This window comes from Gardnerella sp. KA01000 (assembly GCF_049244035.1).
Classification (GTDB): Bacteria; Actinomycetota; Actinomycetes; order Actinomycetales; family Bifidobacteriaceae; genus Bifidobacterium; species Bifidobacterium leopoldii.
Window position 1 is genome coordinate 1,298,276 of the sequence record NZ_CP058367.1, and the last position, 26,139, is coordinate 1,324,414.

The window sequence follows — 26,139 nt, forward strand, 5'->3', positions numbered from 1 at the left end:
AATCCGACGAGGCTGACGATCACGTCCGCAACCGCACTTACGCTCTGTGCCTCATAATAGCGCGAATTTAGCACTCTAACAACTCGAGTGCTAATCTTTTAAGAAAATTTTTAGAAAACTCTTAAATCAGGCATTGCGACGAGCAAGAACATCATGCAAATTTGCCACACCAAGTGAGTCTTCAGAACTTTCTGGAGCATCCACTTCGCTTACTTTTTCTTTTTCGTGGAACTGAGAAGAGTTTGCAGCAACAAAATTAGTAGCGGCAGCAGCACTATCAGCGTTAGCAACTGGTACAGCTTTAACTACTTGCTTAGTTGATTTAATTTCCAAACTTTCTGGAGTACGAGATGCCAAATTAGCATTACTTGAATCAGACTTAGTTTGTGAATCAAGCGAGAACGAAATTAAATCTTGATTAGACTGATAGTTTTGCTCCGAAACCACAGAAGCGTTAGAAGAATCGTATGCGTCTTTATTTTCCGCTTCAACGATATTAGATTCTTTAGATTCAGATTCTTCTTTATACGAACGCTCACGCAACGCTGCATTGCGCTCTTGCTCCGCACGATGTAACGCAACACGAATTTCGCTCTGCTCCATAACCGAAGTTTCAGTATTGTCACGAGATGCGCCATTTCGAACAGGCACTACAGTCTGAGATACAGAATACTCAGCACTGTCGTTTTGGGAAATCGCATCACTACTGTTGATTTCTCCATTAAAATCAGAATCAGATGCAGAAGAATAATCTTTCAACTGACGTATAACAGCACTATTGCGGCGTTCACATAATTCATCCTCAGCTTTGCGTTTCGAAGCAGCGCGCATTGTTGCAATACGCGCCTCCCAAGCACGAGCATGCTTAGAAGCACGAGCTCCAAAATAAAGCACTACTGCCAACATAGCTCCAGGAATAAGAGCAAAAACTGGAGAAAATATACCAGAGCATCCTGCTAAGAATACGACAAAAGTCAAGACAGCAAGCGCAACTACCAACACACAACGACGGCGTATCGCAGCACGCCTAGCAGCGCGAATGCGCGCAATATATTCAGGAGTTAATGTTCGTTTTTGTTGTGTCGGTTGCATACAAGCCCCTTTTGCCAACATACTAGTACCGTCGCAAATACGCGCAGTACTCCACTCACCTACAAGATGAAGTGTTGGTGAAAACCTATCCTCGCGATGTTCAAGCATAGACTTCATGCCGTTAACCGTGCGTTTAGGCAACCACCCGAACCATAAGGCTACGAGGATGACTAATACGAGTACCGCACTCACCGATTCATAACCCATAACTATTAATATAAGGAAGTCATAGGATGTGTAGCAACATAAACATTTCGGCGTGTCGCCAAAATGTGGGATTATTGCACGCGCCATCACACAATATGCTGTGCCGCAATCATTCACTAAGCAAATTTAACACCTATAATAACTGTCATAGTATGTACTAGGATATGTGGAGGAACAGTAAGTTTCTACTTACGTGCTCGTGTAACTTCGGAGGGACTTTTGCCTACTTATCATTATCGTTGCAAGCAATGCGGATACGATTTTTCAGAACATCAATCATTTTCAGATGACCCTATTACCATTTGCCCTCAGTGCGGGAAAGATGCAGTGCACAAAGTGTACTCCGCTCCTCCAATCAACTTTAAAGGCAAAGGCTTTTATCGAACCGATAAATGATTTTGTAAAATTATAAATATTAATTATTGTTTAAATATTGCGCGCTAATAGGTTTTATCCACAGTGCGCAATTTTTCTTGCTCTTGCATTTTTTATATTTCAAAATGCAAGTATGAGCATAAATTTTTCTTTATTTAAATCTCAAAATAACGCAAAAAATAGTGCGTTATTGCAGCGAAGGCAACGCGCTTTCGTGCGGAAAATCATTATTGTGCTATGTGCTGGAATGATGGCTTTACTCGTTGTGTCAACTATTATTGATTCACAAGAGACTCAAGTCATAGCAGTAGCTAAACACAATATTCAGCAAGGTTCACGCGTTAGCGTAAACGATATTGCATACGTTCGAGTGCCTAAGCATAAAGTATTTAATCAAGCGCTATCCAATAATATAAGCGCGAATGCTTCTATTGTTGCAACATGTGAAATACGTAAAGGCATGCCAATTTTGCAAACACTATTAAGTAAAATTCCGCGCATTCCAAAAGGATTCACTTCTATTACCATTCATTTAGCTAGTGCAGATCACACACTGCTTCCTGGCGAAAAAATCGATTTAGCTTTTAGCAAGCCTGTGCAAGATGAAGAAATTTCTAACTCTCAAAATGCAGAAATCCACAACAGCGAAAAATCCAAAAGCAACACTGTGACAAATAACGATAAAAACAAAAACCACGATATTGAAGAAAACAATATTGCAGAAATTGACGAACGCTATGTTAGCGTAGTTCATAATGTTATGGTAATGCAAATAACTCAAAGCACTCAAGCTTCACAAAATCAGCAGAATACTACCACTCTTGCTATGCCTGCTGCAGATGCGTTGCGATTATTACAAGCTCAGTCTGCAAACCCCTCTTTGGCAATTATTGCCATGAAATTGTCACAATGAGATTGCCGTCATGGAATACGTACACGATTAGTAGAAATCAGCGGTAATTACTAGCAATTAGCGATAATAGCCAGTCAGCAACAAGAATAAATCATTCTGCTACTTCTCGCGTATTTCAAGCTCAACTCATACGCTCGGAAAATACAGCCCAGTGAGGCGGCAATTCGCTTAAAATGCGATTATCGTCGTCTTGATTGCGCTGTTGCAAAGTAAGCTCGTCAGAAGGCTCGAGTTTAACGCCATCTGCATCAAAAAGCTCTGAGCCTTCACGAACAACCCTAACCGACCTGCGGGGAGATCTTCTATTGGGATCGTATTTACTCATTCGTTGTCACCATACAATTCCCCGAGACGAGAAACAACACGATCAACCTCTTTTTCAGGATTGACAAAAGCTCCAACACTCCACACTGTCATAACTGACCAGCCCAAGGATTCCAAATCCTGAATAATCATGCGATGACGTTCACGAGTTGATTGCACGCTCATAAATTGCGCATCATCCGTAAGCACAGCAACAGCAAATGGCTTATCCGCAAGTCCAACTACTAGAGGAATTCTAACGCCATTATCGAAGCCATAGTTGACTGCAACTTTTAATCCACGCGAGCGAATACGCTCAGCTAAATCAGTAAATAGCACATTCCTTTGCGCAGCTTCTGCAGCAATTTGCGCTTCAACATCGTTAGCATCTTCTGGACGAAGCGGCTTATCACTTAACTTCTCAGCCCATTGCAAAAGACTCTTCAAAAGCTTTGGACCATCTTGGTGCAAACGCTCATCTTCCATATCTTTAGATGTAAACGCACTAACAATATCTAGATGACGACGAGCTAGAGCCAAAGCGTCAAGAAGCATACTGCTTCCACCTTCTTCTTCAAGCAATCCAAACTGCTGAAGAAGTCTGCCATGAGATGTCTTTGCATAGCAAAGCGACATAATTACATCTGTTGCTATTGCTCCAGAAGCTTCATTAACGCCCAAAAGTCTCACATGTCGCAAGAATCTAGCCATGTTTTCGTCTTTAATAGACAAAGACTTCAACTCCGCTCCCAAACGACTACGGAACACGTTTGTCAACGTAACTACGACAAGCACATAGCTTGAAGGAACAACCGTAAACGTATTTGCGCGCTGACGAATAAGCTCAACTACTTCATCAATTTCACGCTGGCTGCTTTCAATAAGCCCAGAAGACATTACTGGAACTCCAGTTGCTTCAATTTGATGCAAACGAACTTTGCCTTGCAAACGCTCAACAGGAACGTCGTGACGCAACTTTCCGTAACCATGTTCTTCCAAGAATCGCGCTAAACGAAGCGAGCGCCTTGTTGCTCTAGAAACTACTGTTACAGATGGGAGTAATGAAATAAGCGAACGCAAGCTTTCAGAACTTATTGTTTGCTTATGTGCTAAAACTACTACTTGATGAGCACGAGACAAAATAGATAGCAACTCAATATTTGATATATGAGATGCCGAATCAATTATTACAGTATCTGCAATAGGTCTCAATGGAGTCATCATAGTAAGAGTAGATGGCATAGCTACAAGTATTGGTTTCGCAGCCAAAACAAGTTCCGCATAATTGCGCAATAATTTATTAAAAGTAATTCCAGAACGGTTTCCGGCAAGCATAGTATGTAACTGATTAGCTTCTTGCGTATGCGAGAACAATAAATCACACAAATGCCTCATAGCTTCTTGCTGAACCATTGGACCGATTGAACGCACATGTTCTGTATCAACTTGCACGAATCGATCAGAAGCATCTTGCATTGCTGAGCCATCTTGGTGAGAAATAATTGCAGAAGAATTAACGATATCTTCAAAAACAGTAGTCCACCAAGCTAATTGCAACTCACCGTCAATTGCATTACCTGTAACGTTGCGACGACGCAAATCGCTGACTAAATCAGATAAGCCCGCTTTGCTGAACTCGCGTTCCAAATTGCAACGACCAGGGAGAGTATCTAGAGATGCTCTGTCGTCATGTAAATCTTGCAAACGAGCTTCGAGCTGCGCAAATTCAATATTTTCAAGATCTGCGCCCTTAAGAGTTGTTGCTAACACTGCATCAAGAGCAACTAAATGCCTTGCTAATAATTCTTGAGTATTTACAATATCATCCAATTTTGGCGGCAAAACAGGCCATCCGCCGTGAGGCACGAAAGTACGCCACTGAGCTGCTTGCTGCGCAACAATCTTTAATGCCTCATGCAAATCATCGACTTTAGCTCCAACTCTTAGCAAGCTGCGCGCTTCTCGAACATGATGTCTACGTTCCCAGAAGCCCATAATTGTGCCTTCGGCTTTACGCTGAGCTTTCGGCTTACTCGCTTCAATCATTGCATCTAAATCGCGCTCAAAAATTTCAGGCTGGAATACGTCAAGTACACGTCGCAAATTTTTGAGAACTGTAACTTGACGACTCCACTCACGAGCTGTTGTTGGCACAGGGAAACCACAGCTTTGCACAGTGCTTTTAACTTGTTCTCGAGTTGCTGGAAGAAGCTTAAGAAGCACGTCTACAACACGCTGATATACAGATATAGCTTCATTTTCGTCAAATATCGACGCGCCAAACCAAGGAGTATCTTCAGGATTTATCCTAAACTCTCCAAGTTCATCGGCTTGGTGGAATTTCTTCGACCACTCCTCAATATGACCGGTCATAGCGTGCGCTGCGGCAACATCTAAACGCACATGCGTAGACGGATGGGTTGGGAACATTGCAATTGCTGCAAGATTCTGGATTGTTTGATATGCAGATACTCCCCAAGTTTCGTTGATACCATGAAGATCACCTAAATAACGAGTAAGGCGAGAACGCACTCCAACCAACTCATCTGCAACCTGCTCAAATCGTGAAGTCGCAATACTATGTCTAGCGCCAACTGCTGCAATCAACTGCGCATCGACATGCTTAGCAATATGACCATCCGCAACGTCTAATGCTAATGAGGAAATTTCATGCGTATTCAACGTGTAACGGAAACGCCTCTGCTGTTCAACAACATTAGGCACATACAACACAGAACGTCCTGCAATCACAGAACGAGAAGCAATCGCAGCAGCAATCGCAGCTGAATCCGATCCCGAATCAATATCCACGAACAGAGAGTTTCCAGAAGCAACAAGCTCCGCTGCATAACGCACAACGTTATCTACTTCACCAACTTCGCATTCGCTATGAGGATCTGCGTCGAAAGGACTATATTCTGGCTTATTTGCAGACTGAAGCTTATGAATAGCTCGATCATCGCCAGCCATAGCGTCAATCATTGCATTCCCAACATTGCCAGATTGCAAAGCGTTAATAATTTGTTCACTTTCTGCTACGAAACGCGAACCAGCATCTGTGAAGCAGCCAAGTATAATATCGCGCTCAATATCAAAATCTGGAAAAGCTGAGCGAGCTTGCTTACAAATAGCATCAAACACTACAGAAGTTTCTGGCGTTCCACTTTCATATTGAGATCCGTCGAATAAAACATCTTCCCTAAGTTGAACACCACGCTCACTTAAACGCGACACAAGCGAATTGTTCAGCCCAACACTTCCAGAGAAATAAATAGTGGCGGAGGTTTCATCTTGATTAGTGTCACGAACAACTTTCACAGGATACGTAAGAACAGGCACATGGTTGCCATTCCACGATGCAACACCGACTATTAAAGAAAGCTCGGAAACACCACTTTCGTGCGCTTTTGCGTCTCTATCTTCAAAAACTCGATCTAGCCTTCGCCCAGCAGCTCGCAACATTCCAGCGTCCCGGAATAAAGATTTTAATGTTACTTTTCCGCTTGCAAAAAGTTGCGCAATTCCGGAAGGATGAGCATGCGTCAACTCTAATTGAGCAGCAAGTTGCGTTATATCTTCTAGTGGAGAAGGAGATAGCTGAGCCTGATATTGCTGCTTCCACTCAACTATATGTTGTAAAGCGTTAGTACGAGCGCTGTTCGTATTATTAGAGCCAGATTTTTCTAAAGAACCATCCTCTGACGTAGTATTTTCAACTACTGCATCAGTAAAAACTTGCTCTGACGAATCCTGCTCCACGTTGTTTGTATCACTCATATTCCCACCCTACTTGCTTACTGTTCAATAGCTTTGCGATATGCACTATAACCGCTGTTTCTAGCTAGTGCAGCATCTACTTCAGAATTACCTTGAGCTGCGAGCCACGCGTATAAGTCATCGTATAACCCAGTGTTTGCAGCCAAGAACGGAAGCAACTGCGAATATTGCGCCATCTCAAATTGCTTTGAAAAATCACTACTTTCTTCAGCTTCTTTTGACGTGAATCCGCCGGCTTCCACTACATTTTCTTGAGAGTCAAATTCGCCTTTTGATACTTTTTCAAATACGGAGCCTGGCTCAAATGCAGGTGTGTACTCCGCATCAGAATTGTTAATATCGAGATTATTAGAGTCGAGACTTGTAGTACCGAGATTTGTAGAGCCAAAACTGTTAATATCGAGATTATTAGAACCTGTATTTGCACTATTAAAAGCTGAAGTATTGACAATATTTTCAGCAAAAGTTTCAGTTGAATTTAATGGAGATACTGGAAATTCTTGAGAACTTTCGTTTTGCAATACATTTGTTTCCGAATTAACTGGCGTAACCGAAGAAACCTGAGCAACCGAATCAGCTTGATCAACTGCAGAAACCGAATCAACTGCAGAAACCACAGAATCTTGTTGAGAAGGTTCTTCTTTAGTCGCACTTTCTTGCTGAATTGCTTGCGCATCTGCAAATAAATTACGCGGCTCTACAGGAGCCTCCTGCTGCTCTCGCATAACAGGCAAAGTTACATCATGATTGATTGGAGCAACATCTGTTTGCGAATCATCATTGAGCTGAGTTTGATTTTGCATGCCTTGTTTCCAAGACAACCCAGGATGCGAAACTGATTGAGCATGGAAAACACCTGTTGGCTCACCAGCGCGCAAATCAAGAATTTGGTCTACCGATAAATCTGAAGCTGCAGGCTCATCATGCGATTCATCTGTAGCATAAGAGAACAGATTACGCACTGCGTTATCTTTTTCAACTTCAGCAGATTCTTCTTCTACACGCACAAAATCAACAGGAACATCACCGAATTGCATGCGCATTAAGTTATCTGGAAGCTGAAAATCAACATCAGGCTCTAGACGCAGCAAATCACCATTTTCGCTGACTAAATACGTACCGTTAGTTGAATGCAAATCTCGTATTGTTGCCACGCCTCGCATGTCTACAATTAGCAGCGCATGCCTCTTTGACATAGAACGTTTGTTATCTACTATGTCGACGCGCGCGAAACCATCTTCACGCAACGGGCGTATAGGCTTTCGACCAATCTCTACAGACTGACCTGCACCCACACGTGCCTGCTCGACACCACCAACTGTAATCATCCAGCGCTGCACGGTTTGTCGCTCACTCACGTGATCTGCTCCCTTCAAAAAACATACTACCTACTATTGTGTCATGCTTTGTGTATATTGCGCTAGTATTTGTTGATTTTAAGCATAAAAATAACAAAAGGCTCGGAAGAAACTCCCGAGCCTCGAAACTTGCGATATTGCCAACCGTCCCTAGCGGAAAGCAACAACGCAAAGCGCTCAGCATTAATCGGTTAACGAAGCCTGAATCAATAGTAAAAAAGGAAATTTGGCAAACCATATCAACAAGCAAACGCAAACCAAGTAATTGCTGTATAAAACTAAAAGATCTACACAGCGTGCCAAGCACAAAATTTTTATAAAAGCACTTAGTCTAGCGCACCTTTTAGCACACTAGACTAAGTAATTCACAGTAAAACCGACTCAGCAATCAACCAATAAGCTAAAGCCCAAATGATTCATCGCTGAATCAGCTTTTAGCTTAGTGACGGATCTTGCGAAGAGCAGCACCCATGCCAGCAAGCACAGAAGCAGCAACAGCAGCCATAGCTACAGCAGCACCAGTCTTAGCTAAACCAGCAGCAGCGGCACCATTAGCACCAGCGGCAGCACCGTTAGCATTGTTGTTCTGCTGAGCAGAAGCCTTGGTATCCTTACCCTTCTGACCCTGCTTAGCAGCAGCCTGAACTTCCTTACCAAACTTACCGCTCATAGCAGAAGCATAAGCATGCTTCAAACCAGGAACAGCTGGGAATGTTGGAGCCAAAGGATCAGAAGTCACAACTGGTGGCAACAAAGATGGGTTCACACCGGCAGCAACAGCCTCATTGTAAACAGCCTTGTAAAGAGCCAAAGCCTCATTATAAGCCTTTACAGCAGCCTTGGCAGCAGCCAAAGCAGCATTATAGTCGGCAGTAGCCTTGTCAAGAGCATTCATTGCACGGACAAGATGAGCCTTAGCGCGGTCCACAGCATCACGCAAACGAGTCTCGGTAGCAGAATCATTCGTACCAGAAGTCAAGAATGCATTGAGCTTTTCCTGAGCATCATTGAAAGCATTCACGCGTGCATTGAACTCAGCAAGAGCAGCAACCAAAGCCTTATAAGCATCATTGAACTTATTCTTAGCAACAGCAAGTTCATCATCCTTATTGTCCAAGTTCATCTTAGCAAGACGAACCTTGTTAATAAGAGCCCTCTTAATCTGATCCTCAGTTGGATCTGGGTTAGAGCAGTTATTAACGTTGTCCAAAGCCTTGAGATACTTGGCATGAGCATTATTAGCATCAGTCACCTTAGCATCGTAGGTTGCCTTGTCTTCAACATACTTGTTCTTCAGATTTACATATGTCTGAGCAGCTGCAGCATCTTCTGGCTTGGTGCCATTAGGAAGAGGAGTCTTCATCTTAAGCTTGCCAGCATTGCCATCAGCTTCGTACAAAGCCTTAACTTCAGCCTTAGTTGGCTCTTGTGGCTCTTGTGGAACAGCTGGAATAGCAGCCTTAGCAGTATTGTACTCATCAAGAGCTAGAGCAGCGATAGACTCATTCTTGCTCTTAAGATTCCATTCTTCCCTATTTACTGGGCAATCTGGAACGTTAACATTAGCCATTGCTGGGGCAGCAAAAGCGAAACCGGAGAGGAGGGTGGCGCCAGCAGCGAATGCGGCGATAGCCTTCTTATTCAACATAATATTTTCCTTTCTTCTTCTCCTTCGTGCTAGGTACACGAAGAAAAATTTGCTGTGTAACTCCAACCGGAGCCACACACGCCCGTCAAACTAGGACTGACCGGCGTTTGCTATTAACATACCCCCCCCCCGTTCGAAAAAGTCAAGAGCAGACGCACAACTCATTAATAAAAAACATTTATATTTTTACGGAAATATTTCAGTCAAACTATTTTTAAAAGTAAAAAATACAGTATTACGCATTATTTTTCGTAAAAATGTCAATTTCAAGGTTTTTAAAGATTTTTCTCAGAAAACTCTCAGGAAACTCTTGAATACTCCCCCAACCAGCCGCAAAACCGTTGCAAAACCGCCATTCCCCCGCGACACGCCAACAACCCACTTTTACATGACGCGCGCGGCAGTTCCTCTACGTTCATACAAAAACAATACCGCTTCTTGGCCTATAACCCAGCAAATAAAAAAAATCGGGCGACGCATAAATGCATCGCCCGCAAAACTTTCGTTTTCAAATCGTATCTAATAAATTACTATGATGGCTGTACATTATATACAATCTCTTTACAAAAAGTATACATCTGTTGCACTGATGTAGATGACTTATACAAGTCCCTATTACTAATCATCCTACCGTCAAACAATTCTTTGATTTCCTGTAAACAATGATTCTTCAAATCCTCACTTTTTATAACATCATCCACCGCAATAAGCAGCGAAATAAAATCTTGCACACAGTTATTTTTTAATCGGTTTTGAATAGTCCTTTTTCTTATATCAGGCAATAATTCAACAAGTCTAGAAGCTAAATAACTATTGTAAAAACCATCTTTATTCGTTAAATCATGAATAATACAATTGCTATGAGCGGCAGCATTTCGTATATTCCTTATGCTATCCAACAATGTACAATTAAATTCATTATATTCATACTTTGAACAGTAATACTTATAAAAATTAACAAATTCTCCAAATGGAATCACTTCCAGAAAAACATATATAGGATACTTGGGGTGAGTATATTTACCCAATATAGTCTTTACATACGCAGTAGAACGTCTGTTATTAAGCTCTGTTATAATGCGTGGATACTTTGCGATATATTCACTTACTATACTGAATTCATCAATATTTTTTTCTTGTATATTTTTTAATATATTAACTTTTAAAGAATGTTCCACGCTAAGACTTGCACTAATAATCCAACGTCGTAAATACATATCAATAGTAGATAAATCTTTTAGAGCCATAAAATCAAGACCCACATATTTACCATTATGCTTATGAAAATTGGTTTTATAGGCAGTGACCTTAACATAATAATTATGCTCATTCAAAAATGAAATAGCATCCTTAATTGTACATTTTTGAAAAGTAACACCCTTACCTTTTAGCTTATCTATAAGTTGCTCTGTCTGTAACATGAAACACCACCTATCCATAAGCAAAATAATCTAAATAACTAAGAAAACTATTTATTTTCCTTTAATGATTCAAGTATAAGAAAGAATAGGAAAAGCAAAAAGAGTAAGTGTCTAAGTAGATAGGTAGGTAAGCAAGTAAGTAAATAAGTACGTAAATACAAAGAAAAGGGCTCGGAGAATAAGTACCAAATAAAAGCACTAAACCCAAGCCCTTAATAAACTGGCCTATCTCCCTAAAAATAAACCAGCCTTACACTCAACAGTCCCACTCACAAACCATACCACAATCCCACTGTCAAGAAAGAGATCTGGCAAAACAGTAAAATTATGAAACAGCCTACAAGCAACTCGCCGCAAAACACTGAACAGTATTTACGGCACGTTGAGTGAAAGATTTAACAAGTGAGCGCACCATACTTACATACAGCACGCTCACAAATCATTAAACAATCAACACACTTAATGTGCTAACAGCTTAGTGACGAATCTTGCGAAGAGCAGCACCCATGCCAGCAAGCACGGAAGCAGCAACAGCAGCCAAAGCTACAGCAGCACCGGTCTTAGCCAATGGAGCAGCAGCAACTGGGGTCTTAGCAGCAGACTTCTTATCAGACTTCTTATCAGACTTCTTAACATCAGCCTTCTTGCCACCAAGATTGTTCAAGAACTTAGCAAAGCGTTCCTTACTTTCCTTGTAAGCCTTCTCAGCTTTAGCAAGCTCATCCTTGGCTTCCTTCTCATTCTTAGTAGCAGCAGAAATACTATCTAAGAATGGAACATTAGTGTAGTAAGCCTTACGCAAAGCAGCAGCAGCTTCATGTTCACCTTCAGCGTCAAGATAATCAGCCTGAGCCAACATATCAGCCCACTTAGCCTTCAAAGCATTCAAAGCAGCAGTAGCTTCATTAGCCTTGGACCTAGCTGCTGAAACCTCTGCAGCACCACGACCATTCAAGGTGCCCAAAGAACCATTTACAATGTCTCCCTTTTCGGAACCGTTAAGGAAGTTGTCAAAAGCCTTGGACTTATCGAGATTATCTAAAACTGCCTTATTTTCCTTAGCTTTGTTCTCTTCAACTTTTTTAGCCAACTCAGCTGCATCAGCCTTTTCCTGCTTCTTAGCATTCTCAATAGCTGTTTGAGGTAAATTCGCACTATCAGCCATTGCTGGGGCAGCAAAAGCGAAACCGGAGAGGAGGGTGGCGCCAGCAGCAAATGCGGCGATAGCCTTCTTATTCAACATAATAATTTCCTTTCTTCTTCTCCTTCGTGCTAGGTACACGAAGAAAAATTTGCTGTGCAACTCCAAACGGAGCCACACACGCCCGTCAAACTAGGACCGACCGGCGTTTGCTATTAACATACCCCCCCCCGTTCGAAAAAGTCAAGAGCCAACACACAACTCATTAACAAAAAACATTCATATTTTTATAAAAATATTTCAGTCAAACTATTTTCAAGAATAAAAAATACAGTATTATGCGTTATTTTTCGTAAAAATGTCAATTTCAAGGTTTTTAAAGATTTTTCTCAGAAAACTCTCAGGAAACTCTTGAATACTCCCCCAACCAGCCGCAAAACCGTTGCAATATAGCCACTCTTGTGCGACACGCCGACAACCCGCTTCTCGCGTATCACACGCGGCAAAAACTTTACAGCGGTGTAAATAAAAGGTCGTTTGCGTGCGAAATAGCGGCAAAAACTTTACGCGCGAGTAAAGAAAAGGTTGGGACGCAACAAAAAAGGCGGCAGGAATAATCCTACCGCCTAATTTTCACTATGCACACACGCATAAAACTGCGTTACGCGCAAAGCAACAAAAAGTTAGAACTACTTAAGTTCAACGGAAGCGCCAGCCTCTTCGAGGGCAGCCTTAGCCTTCTCAGCATCTTCCTTCTTAGCCTTCTCGAGAACAGCCTTTGGAGCGCCGTCCACGAGAGCCTTAGCTTCAGCCAAGCCGAGGCTGGTCAAAGCACGCACAGCCTTGATGACTGCAATCTTCTTATCGCCAGCAGCGGTGAGAACGACGTCAAACTCGTCCTTCTCTTCCTCAGCAGCACCAGCAGCAGCTGGAGCAGCAGCAACAGCGGCTACAGGAGCAGCAGCTTCGACATCAAACTTATCTTCGAATGCCTTGACGAACTCAGAGAGCTCAACGAGGGTCATTTCACCGAAAGCTTCAAGAAGCTCTTCGTTAGTGAGCTTAGCCATAATTGGCTTCCTTTCTTACTTGGCCGGGCATACTTTATGCCTTACGACCATAACATTTTTATATTTGGTTGGTCTCATGCAGCAAGCTGCAAGGGAATCAAGCGGCCTTTTCCTGCTTCTCGCGCAAAGCGTCGATTGTACGAACTGCCTTGGTTGGCAATGCGTTGAACAGGCAAGCGGCCTTGGACATGGTGCCCTTGAGCGCGCCGGCCATTTCGGAAAGCAACTGTGGGCGCGACTTCAAGTCGGCGAGCTGCTTTGCACCTTCGGCATCGTAAACGGTTCCATCTGCGAAACCGCCCTTAATGACGAGGGCTTTATTCTCTTTGGCAAAATCACGCAAGGTCTTAGCAGCCTCAATGAAATCACCCTTAACGAAGGTGACTGCAGTTGGGCCGGCGAGAAGCTCGTCGAGACCTTCAATGCCCGCTTCCTTAGCAGCAATACGAGCAAGCGTGTTCTTAGCCACAGAGTAGGAAGTATCGCGGCCTAGCTTTTCGCGCAGAGTAGAAATCTGCGGAACGGTAAGCCCGCGGTACTCGGTGAGGTAGATAGCGTCTGCATTACGGAAAAGTTCCGTAAGCTCGGCAACTACCGCTTCCTTTTCGGGCCTCTTCATGGCGTTCCTTCCTAAATTGGCCGTAGGTGAAAGAAACGCATCAAGCTTAATTAAACAGGGCAATAAAAAAAGCCCTGCGCACTGGCAGAGCAACATAAGAAGCACTAAAGCGTGCTAAATTTTCGACTCATAACGAGATCCGCTATAAATCCTCGCTCAACCTGTGCTGGCATGACACATCAATTTCAGGAATCTCGCGATCCCACCAACGGTCTGTGGTTTACGTTGGGTAATTTTAATACGCTGTTAGGACAATGTCAAGAGAAATATTATAGAAATAAAAAAGAGGGCATGTAATTTACATACCCTCTAATTTTTTAATTTTTACTTTTATATTTTTTGTTTCACAAGTTCACTACTTGTAAAATGCACCCTTACATTAAATGCACATTTACAGCACAGCATTAGCAACAAAATCAAGTAAGAACAGCAAAGAAACAATCCAAAGCATTGGATGAACTTCTTTAGCACGCTTCTTGCAAGTCATCACCAAGCAGTACATGATAAAGCCGGCGGCGATACCATAAGAAATGTTGTAAGAGAATGCCATGAACACTGCAGCGAAGAATGCAGGAATTGCCTCAGAAATATCATCCCAAGCAATTTCCTTCAAAGAGCTTGCCATCATGCAACCAACAACCACAAGCACACCGGCAGTTGCAGCAGCAGGAACAGCGGAAACTACAGGAGCAAGCACTATAGAAAGCGCGAAGCAAATAGACACAACTACGGAAGTCAAACCGGTACGACCACCAGCACCAATACCTGCAGCAGACTCTACATAAGTAGTGGTATTAGAAGTACCGAAAATTGCACCAACAGAAGTTGCGATGGAATCAGCGAACAAAGCGCGATCCATCTTGGAACTAAAACCGGATCCGTTTTCAAGAGCTTTTTCGTCAGCCTCAGAGAAGATACCTGTACGACGACCAGTGCCAATGAAGGTACCCAAGGTGTCGAAAGTATCAGACATTGAGAATGCAAAAATCGTTATCAAAACAAGCGGAACACGCGAAGGGTCTGCAAACAGCGTTGAGAAGCCTTTGTCGCTAAATATTGCGCAGAAAGTAGTTGGCAAATTATTAAAAGCTTCTGAAACTGAAACAGAATTGCTCATGGTTGTAAGTCCCATTGGAATACCGATTAATGCAGTAACAACAATGGAAATAAGCAAAGATCCACGAACATTCAACACAGTAAGCACGATTGCCAAAAGCAATCCAATGAGGAACAACCACAATACTGGGTTCTTTAAAACAGCAAGACCTGGAATTGCAGGAGCTGCACCAAAATGAGACGCAACTTTTGCAGCTTTGTCATCCTTTGGAGTGAACTTAATCAAATCAACGTTCACCATGCCAACATAAGCCACAAATAAACCAATGCCACCGCCGATTGCGTGTTGTAACGAAGTCGGGATGGCACGAATAATCATTTTACGAATTTTAGTAACGGTAATAATAATGTTAATTAAACCGCATAAGAACACCATGCACATTGCATGCTGCCAACTAAAGCCTAAGCCTTTTACGACTGTGAACGTAAAGAATGCATTTAAGCCCATACCAGCAGCCTGAGCATAAGGCACGTTAGCAAATAAGCCCATAACAAGCGTGCCAATAATAGCAGCAATAATTGTTGCTAAGAACACGCCACCCCATGGCATACCAGTTTCTTTTAATACATTTGGATTTACGATGATAATGTACGACATTGCGAAGAATGTAGTGAGACCTGCAGTGATCTCCGTTGATACATTCGTGCCGTTTTCTTTGAGATGGAAGAACTTTTCCATAAACTCTCTGTTCCTTGGTTTACAAGCGCAAAAGACCAGAAAAGCGCGGCGAAAGCACTTGAGCAATCGCGTACGCAATTACATTTGGGCATTCACGCAGAGGTTACTGCGACTCGTCGAATGAACGAAGGCATCACAAAATCTCACATAAAATTATGAAAATTGCGAAACCTTTGAACAACCGAACAGCTCTGACCTTACGCGCACGTGCTGACCAAGGAAATACACCGAAATCAAAAAAGTATATAACAAATCAGCCAAAACGACCGGAAATATAACGCTCAGCTTCAGCGTTGCGCGGATTGTTGAACATAGTAGTCGTGTCTGCGAAGTATTCCAGATGACCTGGTTTCCCGACAGCTTTCAAATTAAAGAATGCAGTGTAGTCTGCAACACGCGCAGCCTGTTGCATATTATGCGTCACGATCACAATCGTGTAATCGTTTTTAAGCTCATTAATCAAATCTTCTACAGCCAACGTAGAAATAGGGTCAAGAGCTGAGCAAGGCTCATCCATAAGTAAAACTTGCGGATGCACAGCCACAGCCCTAGCAATGCAAAGTCGCTGCTGCTGACCGCCAGAAAGACCAATACCCGGCTTATCTAAGCGATCCTTAACTTCATTCCACAAGTTCGCGCCTCGCAAAGCCCACTCAATTAAATCGTCAGCATCACTCTTAGCAATTTTACGATTATTCAAACGAACTCCAGCAAGCACGTTTTCGCGAATAGACATTGTTGGGAAAGGATTTGGGCGCTGGAAAACCATGCCAACATCGCGGCGGACAGCCACAGGATCCACATCTTTGCCATATAAATCGCGGCCTTCAAGAAGCACCTGTCCTTCTACTCGCGCGCCCGGAGTGATTTCGTGCATGCGGTCTAAGGTGCGCAAAACTGTTGATTTTCCACATCCGGAAGGTCCGATAAAAGCCGTCACTTTATTTGGCTCAATATTAATATTCACATCTTCTACAGCAAGAAAATCGCCATAATAAATATTCAGATGCTTCACATCAATTCGCTGACCCATTTTATGCTCACTTTCTAAAAATTTAATTCGTTTTGCTTTGCTTTATTTCGCTTCGCTTTGCTTTACTTTATTTCGCTTTATCTCGCTTTTACAGAAAACACTCGAGCTACAATTCGCCCCAAAATATTTAGCAACAACACCAACACAATAAGCGTTAAAGCTGCAGCCCACGAGCGCTCCATCGGAATTGACGTTATGCAAGAAGTCGGCGCATTAGCTGGGCAATTCGCAGAAAGTTTGGAATATTCTTGGTAAACGTACACCGGCAAAGTCGTCATTTGCCCGTCAAATAAATTGAGATTCGTTGAAGCAATAAAGCCTGAAGCCATAAGAAGTGGCGCAGTTTCACCAATAACGCGCGCAACCGCAAGAATACATCCAGACACAATTCCCGGAAGAGCAGTGCGCAAAACGATTTTTGTAATTGTGCGCTGCTGAGTAACTCCCAAAGCAAGAGATGCCTCGCGCAAATCGTTAGGCACAATTTTTAGCATTTCTTGAGAAGACTTCACAACTGTTGGAATCATAAGAAGAGAAAGAGCCACAGATCCTTCAAAACCATTGATTGTACCTGGGCCAGCAAGAAAAGCAAACATTGAAAACGCAAACAAGCCAGCAACAATAGACGGAATACCACTCATAACGTCAACAAGCAGATTAATTATGCGCGAAATTTTGTTTCCGCGAGAATACTCAACCAAATAAACAGCACACATTAAACCAATCGGAATTGAAATAACCATAGCTCCTAGCGTTATTTCAAGAGTTCCAATAATCGCGTGCAAAATTCCGCCATAACCGCCAGTTCCAGTAGCATTTCCGCCCACAACGTAAGTCATGTTATGAGTGAGAAAATCAAAATTCAAGCGCTTAATACCATTAATAATGGTTGTTAAAAGCAAAGAAATAAGCGGAATAAGTGCCACAACAAAAGATAAGAAAATCAGCACGCGCATAAGCATGTCTTTACGTTTGCGCGCAGCTATGTGTGAGCGAGTTGGGCGGAATTTGTTGAAGTCAATAACCGGAGCTGCGGAATTTTCTGCGGAATTCTCAACAGAACTTTCGACAGACTTTTCGGCAAAAGTATTCTCGCTAAGCACTTCAATATTATTAATTTGATTCCCCATTTATGCGCCCGCCTTTCCTGTGATTTTGCGAGCAATAAAGTTGACTGCAAAAGAAATAACGAACAAAACTAAGCCGGTTGCAATAAGCGCACTTACGCCAAGTCCGTTTGCTTCCGGATACTGCGCTGCAATATTTGCTGCGATAGTTTGATTTTGAGAAGCCTTGAAAATATTGATACCAAAAGTAAATCCAGGAGACAAAATCATCAAAACTGCCATCGTTTCGCCTAAAGCACGACCCAGCCCAAGCATAGAAGCCGACACAATACCAGACTTTGCAAACGGCAGAACCGCTAATCTAATCATCTCCCACTTTGTAGCGCCAAGCGCAAGCGCACCTTCTTGCTGCAAACGCGGAGCCTGCTGGAAAATATCGCGAGCCATAGAAGTAATAATCGGCAAAATCATCACAGCCAAAACTAATGCAACTGTAGCAGCAGAACGAGAAGGATTAGCCGCCGGACCAGAAAATAACGGAATCCAGCCAAAAAGTTTAGAAACCCAATCCCAGAAAGGATACATAGCTGGAACCAAAACCAATCCGCCCCACAAACCATAGATTACGGATGGAATTGCCGCAAGCAAATCAATTACTCCACTGAAAAGCAGAACAATTTTTTTAGGTGCATAATAAGAAATAAATAGAGCAATACCAATTGCCACAAAAAATGCGAACAGCAGCGCGAGCGCAGACATAAGCACTGTGCCAAAAATAAGCGGAGACACATAGCTTATAAAATCATGTGCCTTACCACCAGTAAAATCAGCAAACACATGACTTACTTGATCGTGATTTCCACTTATTAACGGCAAAGCACAAAACAGCAGAAATACTGCAACTGCCGTAAGAACAAGCAAAATTAGCATGCCGCAGCCTGCAGCCACGCCTTTAAAAAGACGGTCTGCAAGATGAGTGCCAACATAATTTTTTCTATTGCTCTCAGAAATTTTAGCAGTTTCGTTTGCACTATTCGCGACTGCTTTCGCATTTTTCGTAGAACTCAATCATTCTCCTTTATAACCGATACGTTCATAATACCAGTTTGTAAAGTTTTTATTTTCCTGTTTTAACAGACTTAATCGATGCGTTAATTTTGCTTACCAAATTTTGTGGAAGTGGAGCTGTTCCAGCAGCAGAAGAAGCAGCATTCTGCCCTTCCGCGCTAGTTACGTAGCTCAGCCAAGACTTCACAAATCGAGCAGTTCCTGCATCTTTATAAACCGGGCAAGCAATATCGTAAGAAACTAACACAATTGGATAAGCGCCCTTAGATTGCGTATTGTGATTAATTTTCATAACAACGCGATTAGGATATTTTGCAGAAGCGTCTGCGTCAATTTCAGAATCAGCTAAAGTTTTAGAAGCAGCTTCCGGAGAAATCTCATTGTAAGTATCCCCCACTTTCACTGCAACAGTGCCGAGCTTACCGACCTGTGAAAAATCAGCGTAACCAATCGCACCATTCGCCATGCGAATAGTAGATACAACGCCCGAAGTTCCCTTTGCGCCTTGACCGACGCTATTTGGCCAGTTTTCGCTAAGATCGTGCGACCAATCGTCTGGAGCCGCATCCTTCACATAGCTTAAGAAATTCTGCGTTGTGCCAGACTTATCGGAGCGGTGAACAACAGTAATCGGGGTGTCTGGAAGCTTTAGCTTAGGATTCTGCTTCTTGATATCGTCATCATTCCAGCGCGTAATTTTTCCGTCGAAAATTTTAGCAATCGTCGAAGCGTCCAAATTAATATGCTTGCCAGCATCAGAAACACCTTTAAGGTTGAAAATAATCGCAATTGGTGAAACATACACAGGCACGTCGAAAGCCGTAGTTCCATGAGCACAAACCGACTTAGACTTTTCAACTTCGTCGTTACTCAACGCTTTGTCTGAACCAGCCCAAGCCGTGGCTCCTGTCATAAAAGTGGTAACACCAGCACCAGAACCGGTTGGATTGTAGGCAATTTTTGCACCCGGATTTTTAGATTGGAATCCTGCAATCCACGCTTCCATTGCAACCTGCTGGGAAGAAGCACCCGAGCCTTGGAAATTGCCGGAAATTTTTGCATTCTGCGCTCCGGTTGCGTTGTTGCTGCCCGCTGGACTATTGTCGCCGCAAGCAGCGCAAGTTGCGCACAAGCCGAAAGTGAGCGCCGCAGCAGCAATACTACGGAACTTAAGTGCGCTTTTATTCATATTAAATTTATTCATATTTGACTTATTCATATCGTTACGCATATTCTTCTTTCCTTTCGCGAAGAATTGCCTTGCGCCCCACCACATTTTCGCGTTCCTATAGCCGTATTGCGAATTGGGCGCATTTTCTTAATTAATCCCTATCTTTTTTTATTAACGCAACCATCGTAAACAGGTGGGTAAAACCTCACCGGCAAAAATAAAGTGGGTATCAAAAACGGCGGTATTTGGCGTTATATTTGACGCGACCTAAGCAAAATGAAGGTCGGCGACTACATCGGCGTGTCGAAATGTCACAAATTGCGAATTATATTTACAGTAATTTTTGCAGCAGTGTCCGCGTATTCGGAAATATCGAAAGCGCGGAAAGTTTCGTATTCAGTGTCTGCATTATCACTCATTGCGCGCACAATAAGCGCAGGAACGTCATTACGAGCAGCAACATGCAAGACAGCAGCACCTTCCATTTCAACTGCATCTGCTTTAGTAGCTGCAATTACTTCCGCAACTTTTTCTTGCGAATCAACAAAATATCCGCCGGACGCAATCGTTCCAGCAATATGCGTGATTTTCATGTCAGTTAATACATTGCTAGCTACTTTAAGCAAGTAATCATCCGAATGAAATTCGCTTGCAAACGGCTTCCACTGACCGATTAGACGCATATCAGTATCGAGATATTTTACAGTCTTTCCAAGAACAACATCGTTCGTATGCAAATTTTTATTAAGATTTCCTGCAATTCCAGAAAAAATTACAGCTTGAGGATTGTATGTGTCAATAAGATACTGCACAGTTGCAGCAGCATTTACTAAGCCCATTCCGCCAACCGTAGCTGCAACTTCGATTTTACTGCCATTCGCCGAGTCAAGAGTGCCGCAAGATACATCAAGACTTGCAGACTTATCGTGAGTCACGTTTTCAAGCGCGCTAGCAATATGTGCAACTTCTTCCTCTAAAGCACCGACAACAGCGACTTTCGTAATTTTCTCAGTACTAGGCATTAGCAGAATCATCCTTTTTTACTTCGCTACTTACGCATTTATCGTTATTCTTAACCAAAAACACGCATACTAAAGTCATAATAACAAAAGTCAAAGTCGCAATCTTCAGCAATGCTCCGCACGTAAAATCAAACCAAGGATTCACAACAGGAACATTGAAAAACGCAATAATTTGATCCTGCAAAGCAAGAAAAGCAAAAAATCCAGCTATAAGAAGCACACAAACTAAAGTACCAACAATGCGACGCCATCCGCTAGCAAAAACAATTAAAGCAATTCCAGTTACAAACGGCATAAAAACGCTAAACCACAAAGCAGAAAACGTAACAAGCGTATACCCAGCGCTATGCGTGCCACGATACCATGCAAGAGCCAACAAAAGCACACCGTTGTAAATCAAAGCTAACAATATATAACGCACCACCGGTAATGCTTTACACATAAAACCTTTATTCGCTTTATTAGCTTTATTCAAGTCTTTGTTATACATTTCAACACACTCCCTTGTACGCAAAATATAATGCAAAAATAGGCGGCAAATACAGTAAGGAATATAAGCCAAGTAGAAATTAATTGAGATTATCTTACTACAATCTCTAATCTCTAAGCTCTACGGCGAGTTGCTACAGATTTAGCTAAAATTCTTAGCAAATTGGCAGTATCTTCCCAAGAAATGCAACGATCTGTAATAGACTTGCCGTATTCAAGCTCGCTAAGAGGAGCAGGATCTTGATTGCCACCCTGCAAGAAGCTCTCCATCATAACGCCCTTAATACCCTGCTCGCCATCAGCCAAACGATCTGCAATCTCACGCACAACCTCAATCTGGCGACGCTCATCCTTGCCAGAATTACCATGCGAACAATCCACAACCACGCCGTTAGAAGCCATACAACCAGTGCCCAAGCGCAAACGAATCGAAGCAACAGCAGAAGCAACCGACGCAGCATCATAATTAGGACCTTTACTAGAACCGCGCAAAACCACGTGACAATCAGGGTTGCCAAGAGTCTGCACAGCACAAGCGCGACCAAGATGATCAATACCAAAGAACGTATGATGCTGGCTCGCAGCTAAGCAGCCATTTACAGCCGCAGAAACGGAACCATCCGTAGCATTCTTAAAACCAACCGGCATAGAAAGACCACTAGCAAGCTGACGATGAATCTGAGACTCCGTATTACGCGCACCAATCGCACCCCAGCTCACAGCATCCGCAATAAACTGAGGGCTAGTCGGCTCCAAAAATTCAGTAGCAGCAGCCAAACCAGCATCCAACACGCCGAGCAAAGTCTTACGCGCAAGCAACAAACCCTTATGAATATCATGCGTTCCATCAATATCCGGGTCGTTAATCAAACCTTTCCAGCCAAGAGCTGTGCGCGGCTTTTCAAAATACACGCGCATAACAATAAGAAGCTCATCTTCGAGCTCCGAACGCAACTTAGCCAAACGATTCGCATAATCAAGAGCAGCCTTAGGATCATGCACAGAACACGGGCCCACAATAACAAGAAGGCGATCGTCGTCGCCATTCAAACAGCCACGAATCTCATCACGCGACTGCGCAACAATATCCTGCGCATACGACGACAATGGCAACTCGCCAAGCACCTGAGCAGGAGTCGGCAGCGGCTCCAGCTCAAGCACGCGGCGGTTAATAATGCGATCCACACCAACCTGGTCCTCCCAGCGCTGGAACTTCGCAGAGTTAAGAGGGTTGCGCCCCTCCTCAACCTCCTTCTTTACCGCGCGGGAAGTACGCTGCTCAGCTGCAGAAGACATTTGTCACCATCCTATAAAACAAAACGCGCACCGCCGCGCTTGCGCAAAGAGTTAACCTAACTTGGTGTGGTCGGTGTTCTCGTCTTAAGATAAAGACGAGAACACCGCCGAGCTTGCGTTGAAAGCACAACCACATTTGATGTGGTCGGTGCTTGCATCTTGAATAAAGATGCAAGCACCGCCGCGCTCACGCGAAAAGCACACTGTGCTTTTCGCAATAGTGAGCGCGGCGCTTTGGCTTAGCTTAAGCGCCCAATGCGCTTAAGCTAAGCCAAAGCGCCCATTGGATCCCACGCCGGCAAAACAATTGCTGGTTCTTCTAGGGCTTTGCGATATTCTTCCGGAAGCAGATTCTTCGGCACTGCAACCTCATACACGTACTCAGTAAACCAATCGTCACTCATCGTAAAGTAACCCTTATCTGCAATATCAGTGCCCCAAGAGTTCTCAACGCGCCAGCGGCGAGTAGTAGTGCCATCGTCAGCAACATCCACACCAGCAAAAGCCATAGCGTGATTCATGGCAGAATCAGCAAAACGCACACGCGCTTCCTTATCCAAATCAAAATCAACGCCATAAACGCGACCATACTCGAACAAATCAGTAGCCCAAGCGCCATTCTCGCGATCCATCATAGGATGGCAGTCGGCACCAAACCACACTGGAATGCCCTTCTCAACCAAAATCTTACGCACGCAATCCTTCATAAACTGGTTTGGCACGTTCAAATATTCGGTTGCGTCTCCGCCAGCAACATTACCCAAGTGCTCAATAGCAATTTTCTTGCCCTTAGGATGTTCAGCGCGAGGATCGTCAACCAAGCACACATAATCCTCAAGACCAGCATTCACGTACTTCTTCCAGAACTCAACTGGCGTAATCTCACCATCGCGATGGAACTTGCCGTCGCCATCAGTCCACTCCCAATCGAAGCTCTTAGGTGGCTCACCCAAGTGAATTGTCAAAATCCTGTGACCTGCAGCAGTAGCATCCGCAATAATCTCATCAATTTCAGTGGCATTCGCATACATATGAGCAACAGCAGTATGCAAAAGCGCACGCAACTGCGTATTCATAGCACCAGTATTCTTAGAAGAAGCGGTTTCTGGGAACAAATCCTTAGGAACAGCACCATACTTCTTGTAAACGTTCATAGCCATGGTCCACTGACCGCCATCGCCCATAACGTCATGCAACAAATGCTGAATCAAACGAGAATCTGAAGGCTCACCTGCACGCACCAAAGCAGCAACATCCTTCAAGAAGTAGTTAATTCGCTCAAGCTTGTCGTAGTACATTGCGTAGTTCTGAGAAAACTCAAATTCCTTCAATCCAAGGGATTTCTTCGCAATGAAACGAGCCACGTTCAACGAGCTAAACAGCCAGCAACGGCCAGAACGATCCTGATGTGTTGCATCTCCGTTATCAACAATGGTAGAAAAACGACGCTGCAATAAGCGCGCACGATCATAATTACGCGCGACTTTATCAATACCAGCAGCAGTCACACCATTCATAGCTAAACGGTTTAAAGGATTTGCGTCAAAATCCTCACGCAAACCTTGTAATTTTTCATCAGTTAGAGCAGTGATTTCAGTCACAATGCTACCTTTCCTGTTAATTATCAATATTTATTTCAAATATTTATTCAAATACCAGCACATTCTAACGTACGATACTTAAGCCAATCTACAAATTTTATAATATTTTCTTTATTGATTATCTGTGTCTTGGTTTTCTTGAGACTCGTTAGCTTCACTAGCTTCCTCAGATTCAGCCAACGCAGCTTGAACATCTCGCTGAGCCTGCTTCGCATCCGCAGAAGATTGAGCATTCGCCGAATCCTCATTATCGTCAGAAGCTTGCGCAACTTGTTGGTTTTGTTGAGCATCTCCAAAATCAAATCCAGAGAAAGCATTCGCAAACAGCGAGCGCAATTCCGTAACTCGCTGCGTAATAGTTGCCTCACGATGCTGCAATTGGGTTAATCGAGTCGTCATGCCATCAAGCTCTTGTTGTGCTGCAGCTCTACGCTCTTCAACCTGAGCAGTCGCCTCCTGCATAGCTTTGCGCACAATATCAGCAGCCTGACTATCCGCAGCCTGATGCGTTTGCGCTGCATATTCGTCAGCTTCTTGATGAACAGTTTTTGCGCGAGCAACCAAAGCATCTGCTTCTTCCTGAGCTGCACTTTCTTTCTCTTTCAAGCCAGAAAGCAAGGCATTGACTTTCTTTGTAGCTTCCTCCTGTTGAGCAGCAATATCTGCGCGAATCTGCTCAACTTCTGCACTAACTTGGCTTAACGTACGCGTACGTTCAACTTGAGCATCATCTGCAATTTCTTGAGCTTTAGCGGCAGCAGCATCCGTAATTTCGCCAGCTTTGCGCTGTGCGTCAGCCATCATCTTCGAAGCGTGTTCGCGCATATCAGCAAGCTTTTTATTTGCTTCAGCGAGAGCAGATTCAATCTGATCGTTTGTTTCAGCCTTAGCACGCGCAATCTCTTCGTTTGCAGCCGCACGCTGCTCAGCAATTTTTTGAGCAGCTTCCGACTTAAGTTGCGAAATACTGCTTTCTTGTTGCGCGCGCTCTGAAGCCATACGCTTTGTATGTTCTTCTTGAGCGTTTTGTAAAGCTAATTCTGCAGCGTCTTTTTGAGCTTGCACATCTTTAGCAGTAGTATCGCGCAAACGTGCAGAATCTTCTTGCGCAGCTTGCATAAGTTGTGTCGACTTTTGCGTGGCATTGGAAAGCATTGTGTCTGCTTTAGTTTGTGCTTCTTGCATTAAATGTGCAGCATCCAGCTTTGCATTGTTCAGCAAAGTTCCGGCTTGTGCTTGTGCATTCTTTTTAATTGATGCAGCATCTTGCTTAGCGCGCTCAAGCAATTGAGAACTAGTTTGCTCTGCAGATGCCAGCAATTGTTGCGCATTTGCACCTAAAGACGCAAAAGTATTTCCGCTTTTGGCACGTTTTACATTATTTTTTTCTTCTTGCAATTGCGCTTGTAATTGCAAAATTGATTCATCACTTGAACGCACTTGTTCACGCAGACGAGAAATAGTACGCTCATAGTTTGCAAATGCTTCATTTACCTTGTCTTTATCGTACCCACGCAACGCGGTTGGGAATAAATCAGCCACCATAATATTCCTTTCACAAGCCCCCACACAGCTGCACAAAACGCTGTGCTACACCATCAGAATCAACGCTATCACTTACAAGCAAAAAACACTCGTGTGTTGCGCACGTTTTTGCTAAGCTCACACAACTG

The 26,139-nt window shown here is 43.4% G+C and carries 21 protein-coding genes; 2 read left to right on the forward strand and 19 right to left on the reverse strand.

The genetic code is table 11. The annotated features are described in order from the left end of the window. Window positions 1-126 precede the first annotated feature (126 nt). On the reverse strand, window positions 127-1,092 hold the full coding sequence (locus HXT58_RS05020; protein WP_415705801.1) for a hypothetical protein: 966 nt from the start codon (window positions 1,090-1,092) through the stop codon (window positions 127-129). Window positions 1,093-1,518: 426 nt separating this feature from the next. Between HXT58_RS05020 and HXT58_RS05025 the strand changes: the two genes are divergently transcribed. Both HXT58_RS05025 and HXT58_RS05030 read left to right on the forward strand, forming a co-directional pair. Further along, the gene (locus tag HXT58_RS05025) at window positions 1,519-1,695 is read left to right on the forward strand and encodes an FmdB family zinc ribbon protein (RefSeq protein ID WP_004574103.1); all 177 of its coding nucleotides are present in this window, start codon (window positions 1,519-1,521) and stop codon (window positions 1,693-1,695) included. Window positions 1,696-1,807: 112 nt separating this feature from the next. After that, window positions 1,808-2,587 (forward strand): SAF domain-containing protein, encoded by a 780-nt coding sequence (locus HXT58_RS05030; RefSeq protein WP_004105562.1) that lies wholly within the window; start codon window positions 1,808-1,810, stop codon window positions 2,585-2,587. A 121-nt stretch (window positions 2,588-2,708) separates the two neighbouring features. On the opposite strand, the gene HXT58_RS05035 is transcribed toward HXT58_RS05030, so the two are convergent. The 18 genes from HXT58_RS05035 to HXT58_RS05120 all read right to left on the reverse strand — a co-directional run bounded on the left by HXT58_RS05035 (window position 2,709) and on the right by HXT58_RS05120 (window position 26,011). Next, on the reverse strand, window positions 2,709-2,912 hold the full coding sequence (locus HXT58_RS05035) for a hypothetical protein (protein WP_004105564.1): 204 nt from the start codon (window positions 2,910-2,912) through the stop codon (window positions 2,709-2,711). Further along, window positions 2,909-6,667, reverse strand: a complete 3,759-nt coding sequence (locus tag HXT58_RS05040) for a hypothetical protein (protein ID WP_004574106.1) — start codon at window positions 6,665-6,667, stop codon at window positions 2,909-2,911. Before HXT58_RS05040 ends, HXT58_RS05035 begins: the two co-directional genes overlap by 4 nt. 17 nt (window positions 6,668-6,684) lie before the next feature. Beyond that, window positions 6,685-8,025: an FHA domain-containing protein gene (locus HXT58_RS05045; protein WP_004574107.1), complete on the reverse strand. Its 1,341-nt coding sequence runs from the start codon at window positions 8,023-8,025 to the stop codon at window positions 6,685-6,687. 439 nt (window positions 8,026-8,464) lie between these two features. Further along, the gene (locus tag HXT58_RS05050; protein ID WP_004574108.1) at window positions 8,465-9,673 is read right to left on the reverse strand and encodes a hypothetical protein; all 1,209 of its coding nucleotides are present in this window, start codon (window positions 9,671-9,673) and stop codon (window positions 8,465-8,467) included. A 530-nt stretch (window positions 9,674-10,203) separates the two neighbouring features. After that, the gene (locus HXT58_RS05055; protein ID WP_100066575.1) at window positions 10,204-11,094 is read right to left on the reverse strand and encodes an Abi family protein; all 891 of its coding nucleotides are present in this window, start codon (window positions 11,092-11,094) and stop codon (window positions 10,204-10,206) included. A gap of 475 nt (window positions 11,095-11,569) precedes the next feature. Next, on the reverse strand, window positions 11,570-12,337 hold the full coding sequence (locus HXT58_RS05060; protein ID WP_004574110.1) for a hypothetical protein: 768 nt from the start codon (window positions 12,335-12,337) through the stop codon (window positions 11,570-11,572). A gap of 587 nt (window positions 12,338-12,924) precedes the next feature. After that, window positions 12,925-13,305 carry a 50S ribosomal protein L7/L12 gene (gene rplL / locus HXT58_RS05065; RefSeq protein WP_004105575.1) on the reverse strand — a complete coding sequence of 127 codons (381 nt, stop codon included), beginning with the start codon at window positions 13,303-13,305 and terminating at the stop codon, window positions 12,925-12,927. Between the two features lie 97 nt (window positions 13,306-13,402). Further along, window positions 13,403-13,924: a 50S ribosomal protein L10 gene (rplJ, locus tag HXT58_RS05070; protein WP_004105577.1), complete on the reverse strand. Its 522-nt coding sequence runs from the start codon at window positions 13,922-13,924 to the stop codon at window positions 13,403-13,405. Between the two features lie 391 nt (window positions 13,925-14,315). Continuing rightward, on the reverse strand, window positions 14,316-15,719 hold the full coding sequence (locus HXT58_RS05075; RefSeq protein WP_004105579.1) for an NCS2 family permease: 1,404 nt from the start codon (window positions 15,717-15,719) through the stop codon (window positions 14,316-14,318). A 253-nt stretch (window positions 15,720-15,972) separates the two neighbouring features. After that, window positions 15,973-16,752 carry a phosphate ABC transporter ATP-binding protein PstB gene (gene pstB / locus HXT58_RS05080; protein ID WP_410294590.1) on the reverse strand — a complete coding sequence of 260 codons (780 nt, stop codon included), beginning with the start codon at window positions 16,750-16,752 and terminating at the stop codon, window positions 15,973-15,975. 77 nt (window positions 16,753-16,829) lie between these two features. After that, window positions 16,830-17,882 carry a phosphate ABC transporter permease PstA gene (pstA, locus tag HXT58_RS05085; RefSeq protein ID WP_004574111.1) on the reverse strand — a complete coding sequence of 351 codons (1,053 nt, stop codon included), beginning with the start codon at window positions 17,880-17,882 and terminating at the stop codon, window positions 16,830-16,832. Beyond that, window positions 17,883-18,830 (reverse strand): phosphate ABC transporter permease subunit PstC, encoded by a 948-nt coding sequence (gene pstC / locus HXT58_RS05090; RefSeq protein ID WP_410295785.1) that lies wholly within the window; start codon window positions 18,828-18,830, stop codon window positions 17,883-17,885. 106 nt (window positions 18,831-18,936) lie between these two features. Next, a complete protein-coding gene (gene pstS, locus HXT58_RS05095; protein ID WP_064340545.1) occupies window positions 18,937-20,163 on the reverse strand; it encodes a phosphate ABC transporter substrate-binding protein PstS in 1,227 nt (408 codons plus the stop codon). Between the two features lie 206 nt (window positions 20,164-20,369). Next, window positions 20,370-21,080: a 5'-methylthioadenosine/S-adenosylhomocysteine nucleosidase gene (gene mtnN / locus HXT58_RS05100; RefSeq protein WP_004105593.1), complete on the reverse strand. Its 711-nt coding sequence runs from the start codon at window positions 21,078-21,080 to the stop codon at window positions 20,370-20,372. Then, window positions 21,073-21,570: a hypothetical protein gene (locus tag HXT58_RS05105; RefSeq protein ID WP_004105595.1), complete on the reverse strand. Its 498-nt coding sequence runs from the start codon at window positions 21,568-21,570 to the stop codon at window positions 21,073-21,075. Before HXT58_RS05105 ends, mtnN begins: the two co-directional genes overlap by 8 nt. Window positions 21,571-21,683: 113 nt before the next feature. Beyond that, on the reverse strand, window positions 21,684-22,865 hold the full coding sequence (locus tag HXT58_RS05110; RefSeq protein ID WP_004574114.1) for a 3-deoxy-7-phosphoheptulonate synthase: 1,182 nt from the start codon (window positions 22,863-22,865) through the stop codon (window positions 21,684-21,686). A 266-nt stretch (window positions 22,866-23,131) separates the two neighbouring features. Continuing rightward, entirely contained in the window at window positions 23,132-24,466 is a 1,335-nt protein-coding gene (locus HXT58_RS05115) for a C1 family peptidase (RefSeq protein WP_101885870.1), read from the reverse strand. A gap of 111 nt (window positions 24,467-24,577) precedes the next feature. Next, window positions 24,578-26,011 carry a hypothetical protein gene (locus HXT58_RS05120; RefSeq protein ID WP_004574116.1) on the reverse strand — a complete coding sequence of 478 codons (1,434 nt, stop codon included), beginning with the start codon at window positions 26,009-26,011 and terminating at the stop codon, window positions 24,578-24,580. Window positions 26,012-26,139 lie beyond the last annotated feature (128 nt).

Bases quoted from the DNA above. Each gene is read 5' to 3' on its own strand.
- HXT58_RS05020 (WP_415705801.1), bottom strand. From the start codon at position 1,092: ATGCAACCGACACAACAAAAACGAACATTAACTCCTGAATATATTGCG.
- HXT58_RS05030 (WP_004105562.1), top strand. From the start codon at position 1,808: ATGAGCATAAATTTTTCTTTATTTAAATCTCAAAATAACGCAAAAAAT.
- HXT58_RS05035 (WP_004105564.1), bottom strand. From the start codon at position 2,912: ATGAGTAAATACGATCCCAATAGAAGATCTCCCCGCAGGTCGGTTAGG.
- HXT58_RS05040 (WP_004574106.1), bottom strand. From the start codon at position 6,667: ATGAGTGATACAAACAACGTGGAGCAGGATTCGTCAGAGCAAGTTTTT.
- HXT58_RS05050 (WP_004574108.1), bottom strand. From the start codon at position 9,673: ATGTTGAATAAGAAGGCTATCGCCGCATTCGCTGCTGGCGCCACCCTC.
- HXT58_RS05055 (WP_100066575.1), bottom strand. From the start codon at position 11,094: ATGTTACAGACAGAGCAACTTATAGATAAGCTAAAAGGTAAGGGTGTT.
- HXT58_RS05060 (WP_004574110.1), bottom strand. From the start codon at position 12,337: ATGTTGAATAAGAAGGCTATCGCCGCATTTGCTGCTGGCGCCACCCTC.
- rplL (WP_004105575.1), bottom strand. From the start codon at position 13,305: ATGGCTAAGCTCACTAACGAAGAGCTTCTTGAAGCTTTCGGTGAAATG.
- rplJ (WP_004105577.1), bottom strand. From the start codon at position 13,924: ATGAAGAGGCCCGAAAAGGAAGCGGTAGTTGCCGAGCTTACGGAACTT.
- HXT58_RS05075 (WP_004105579.1), bottom strand. From the start codon at position 15,719: ATGGAAAAGTTCTTCCATCTCAAAGAAAACGGCACGAATGTATCAACG.
- pstB (WP_410294590.1), bottom strand. From the start codon at position 16,752: ATGGGTCAGCGAATTGATGTGAAGCATCTGAATATTTATTATGGCGAT.
- pstA (WP_004574111.1), bottom strand. From the start codon at position 17,882: ATGGGGAATCAAATTAATAATATTGAAGTGCTTAGCGAGAATACTTTT.
- pstS (WP_064340545.1), bottom strand. From the start codon at position 20,163: ATGTGGTGGGGCGCAAGGCAATTCTTCGCGAAAGGAAAGAAGAATATG.
- mtnN (WP_004105593.1), bottom strand. From the start codon at position 21,080: ATGCCTAGTACTGAGAAAATTACGAAAGTCGCTGTTGTCGGTGCTTTA.
- HXT58_RS05105 (WP_004105595.1), bottom strand. From the start codon at position 21,570: ATGTATAACAAAGACTTGAATAAAGCTAATAAAGCGAATAAAGGTTTT.
- HXT58_RS05110 (WP_004574114.1), bottom strand. From the start codon at position 22,865: ATGTCTTCTGCAGCTGAGCAGCGTACTTCCCGCGCGGTAAAGAAGGAG.
- HXT58_RS05120 (WP_004574116.1), bottom strand. From the start codon at position 26,011: ATGGTGGCTGATTTATTCCCAACCGCGTTGCGTGGGTACGATAAAGAC.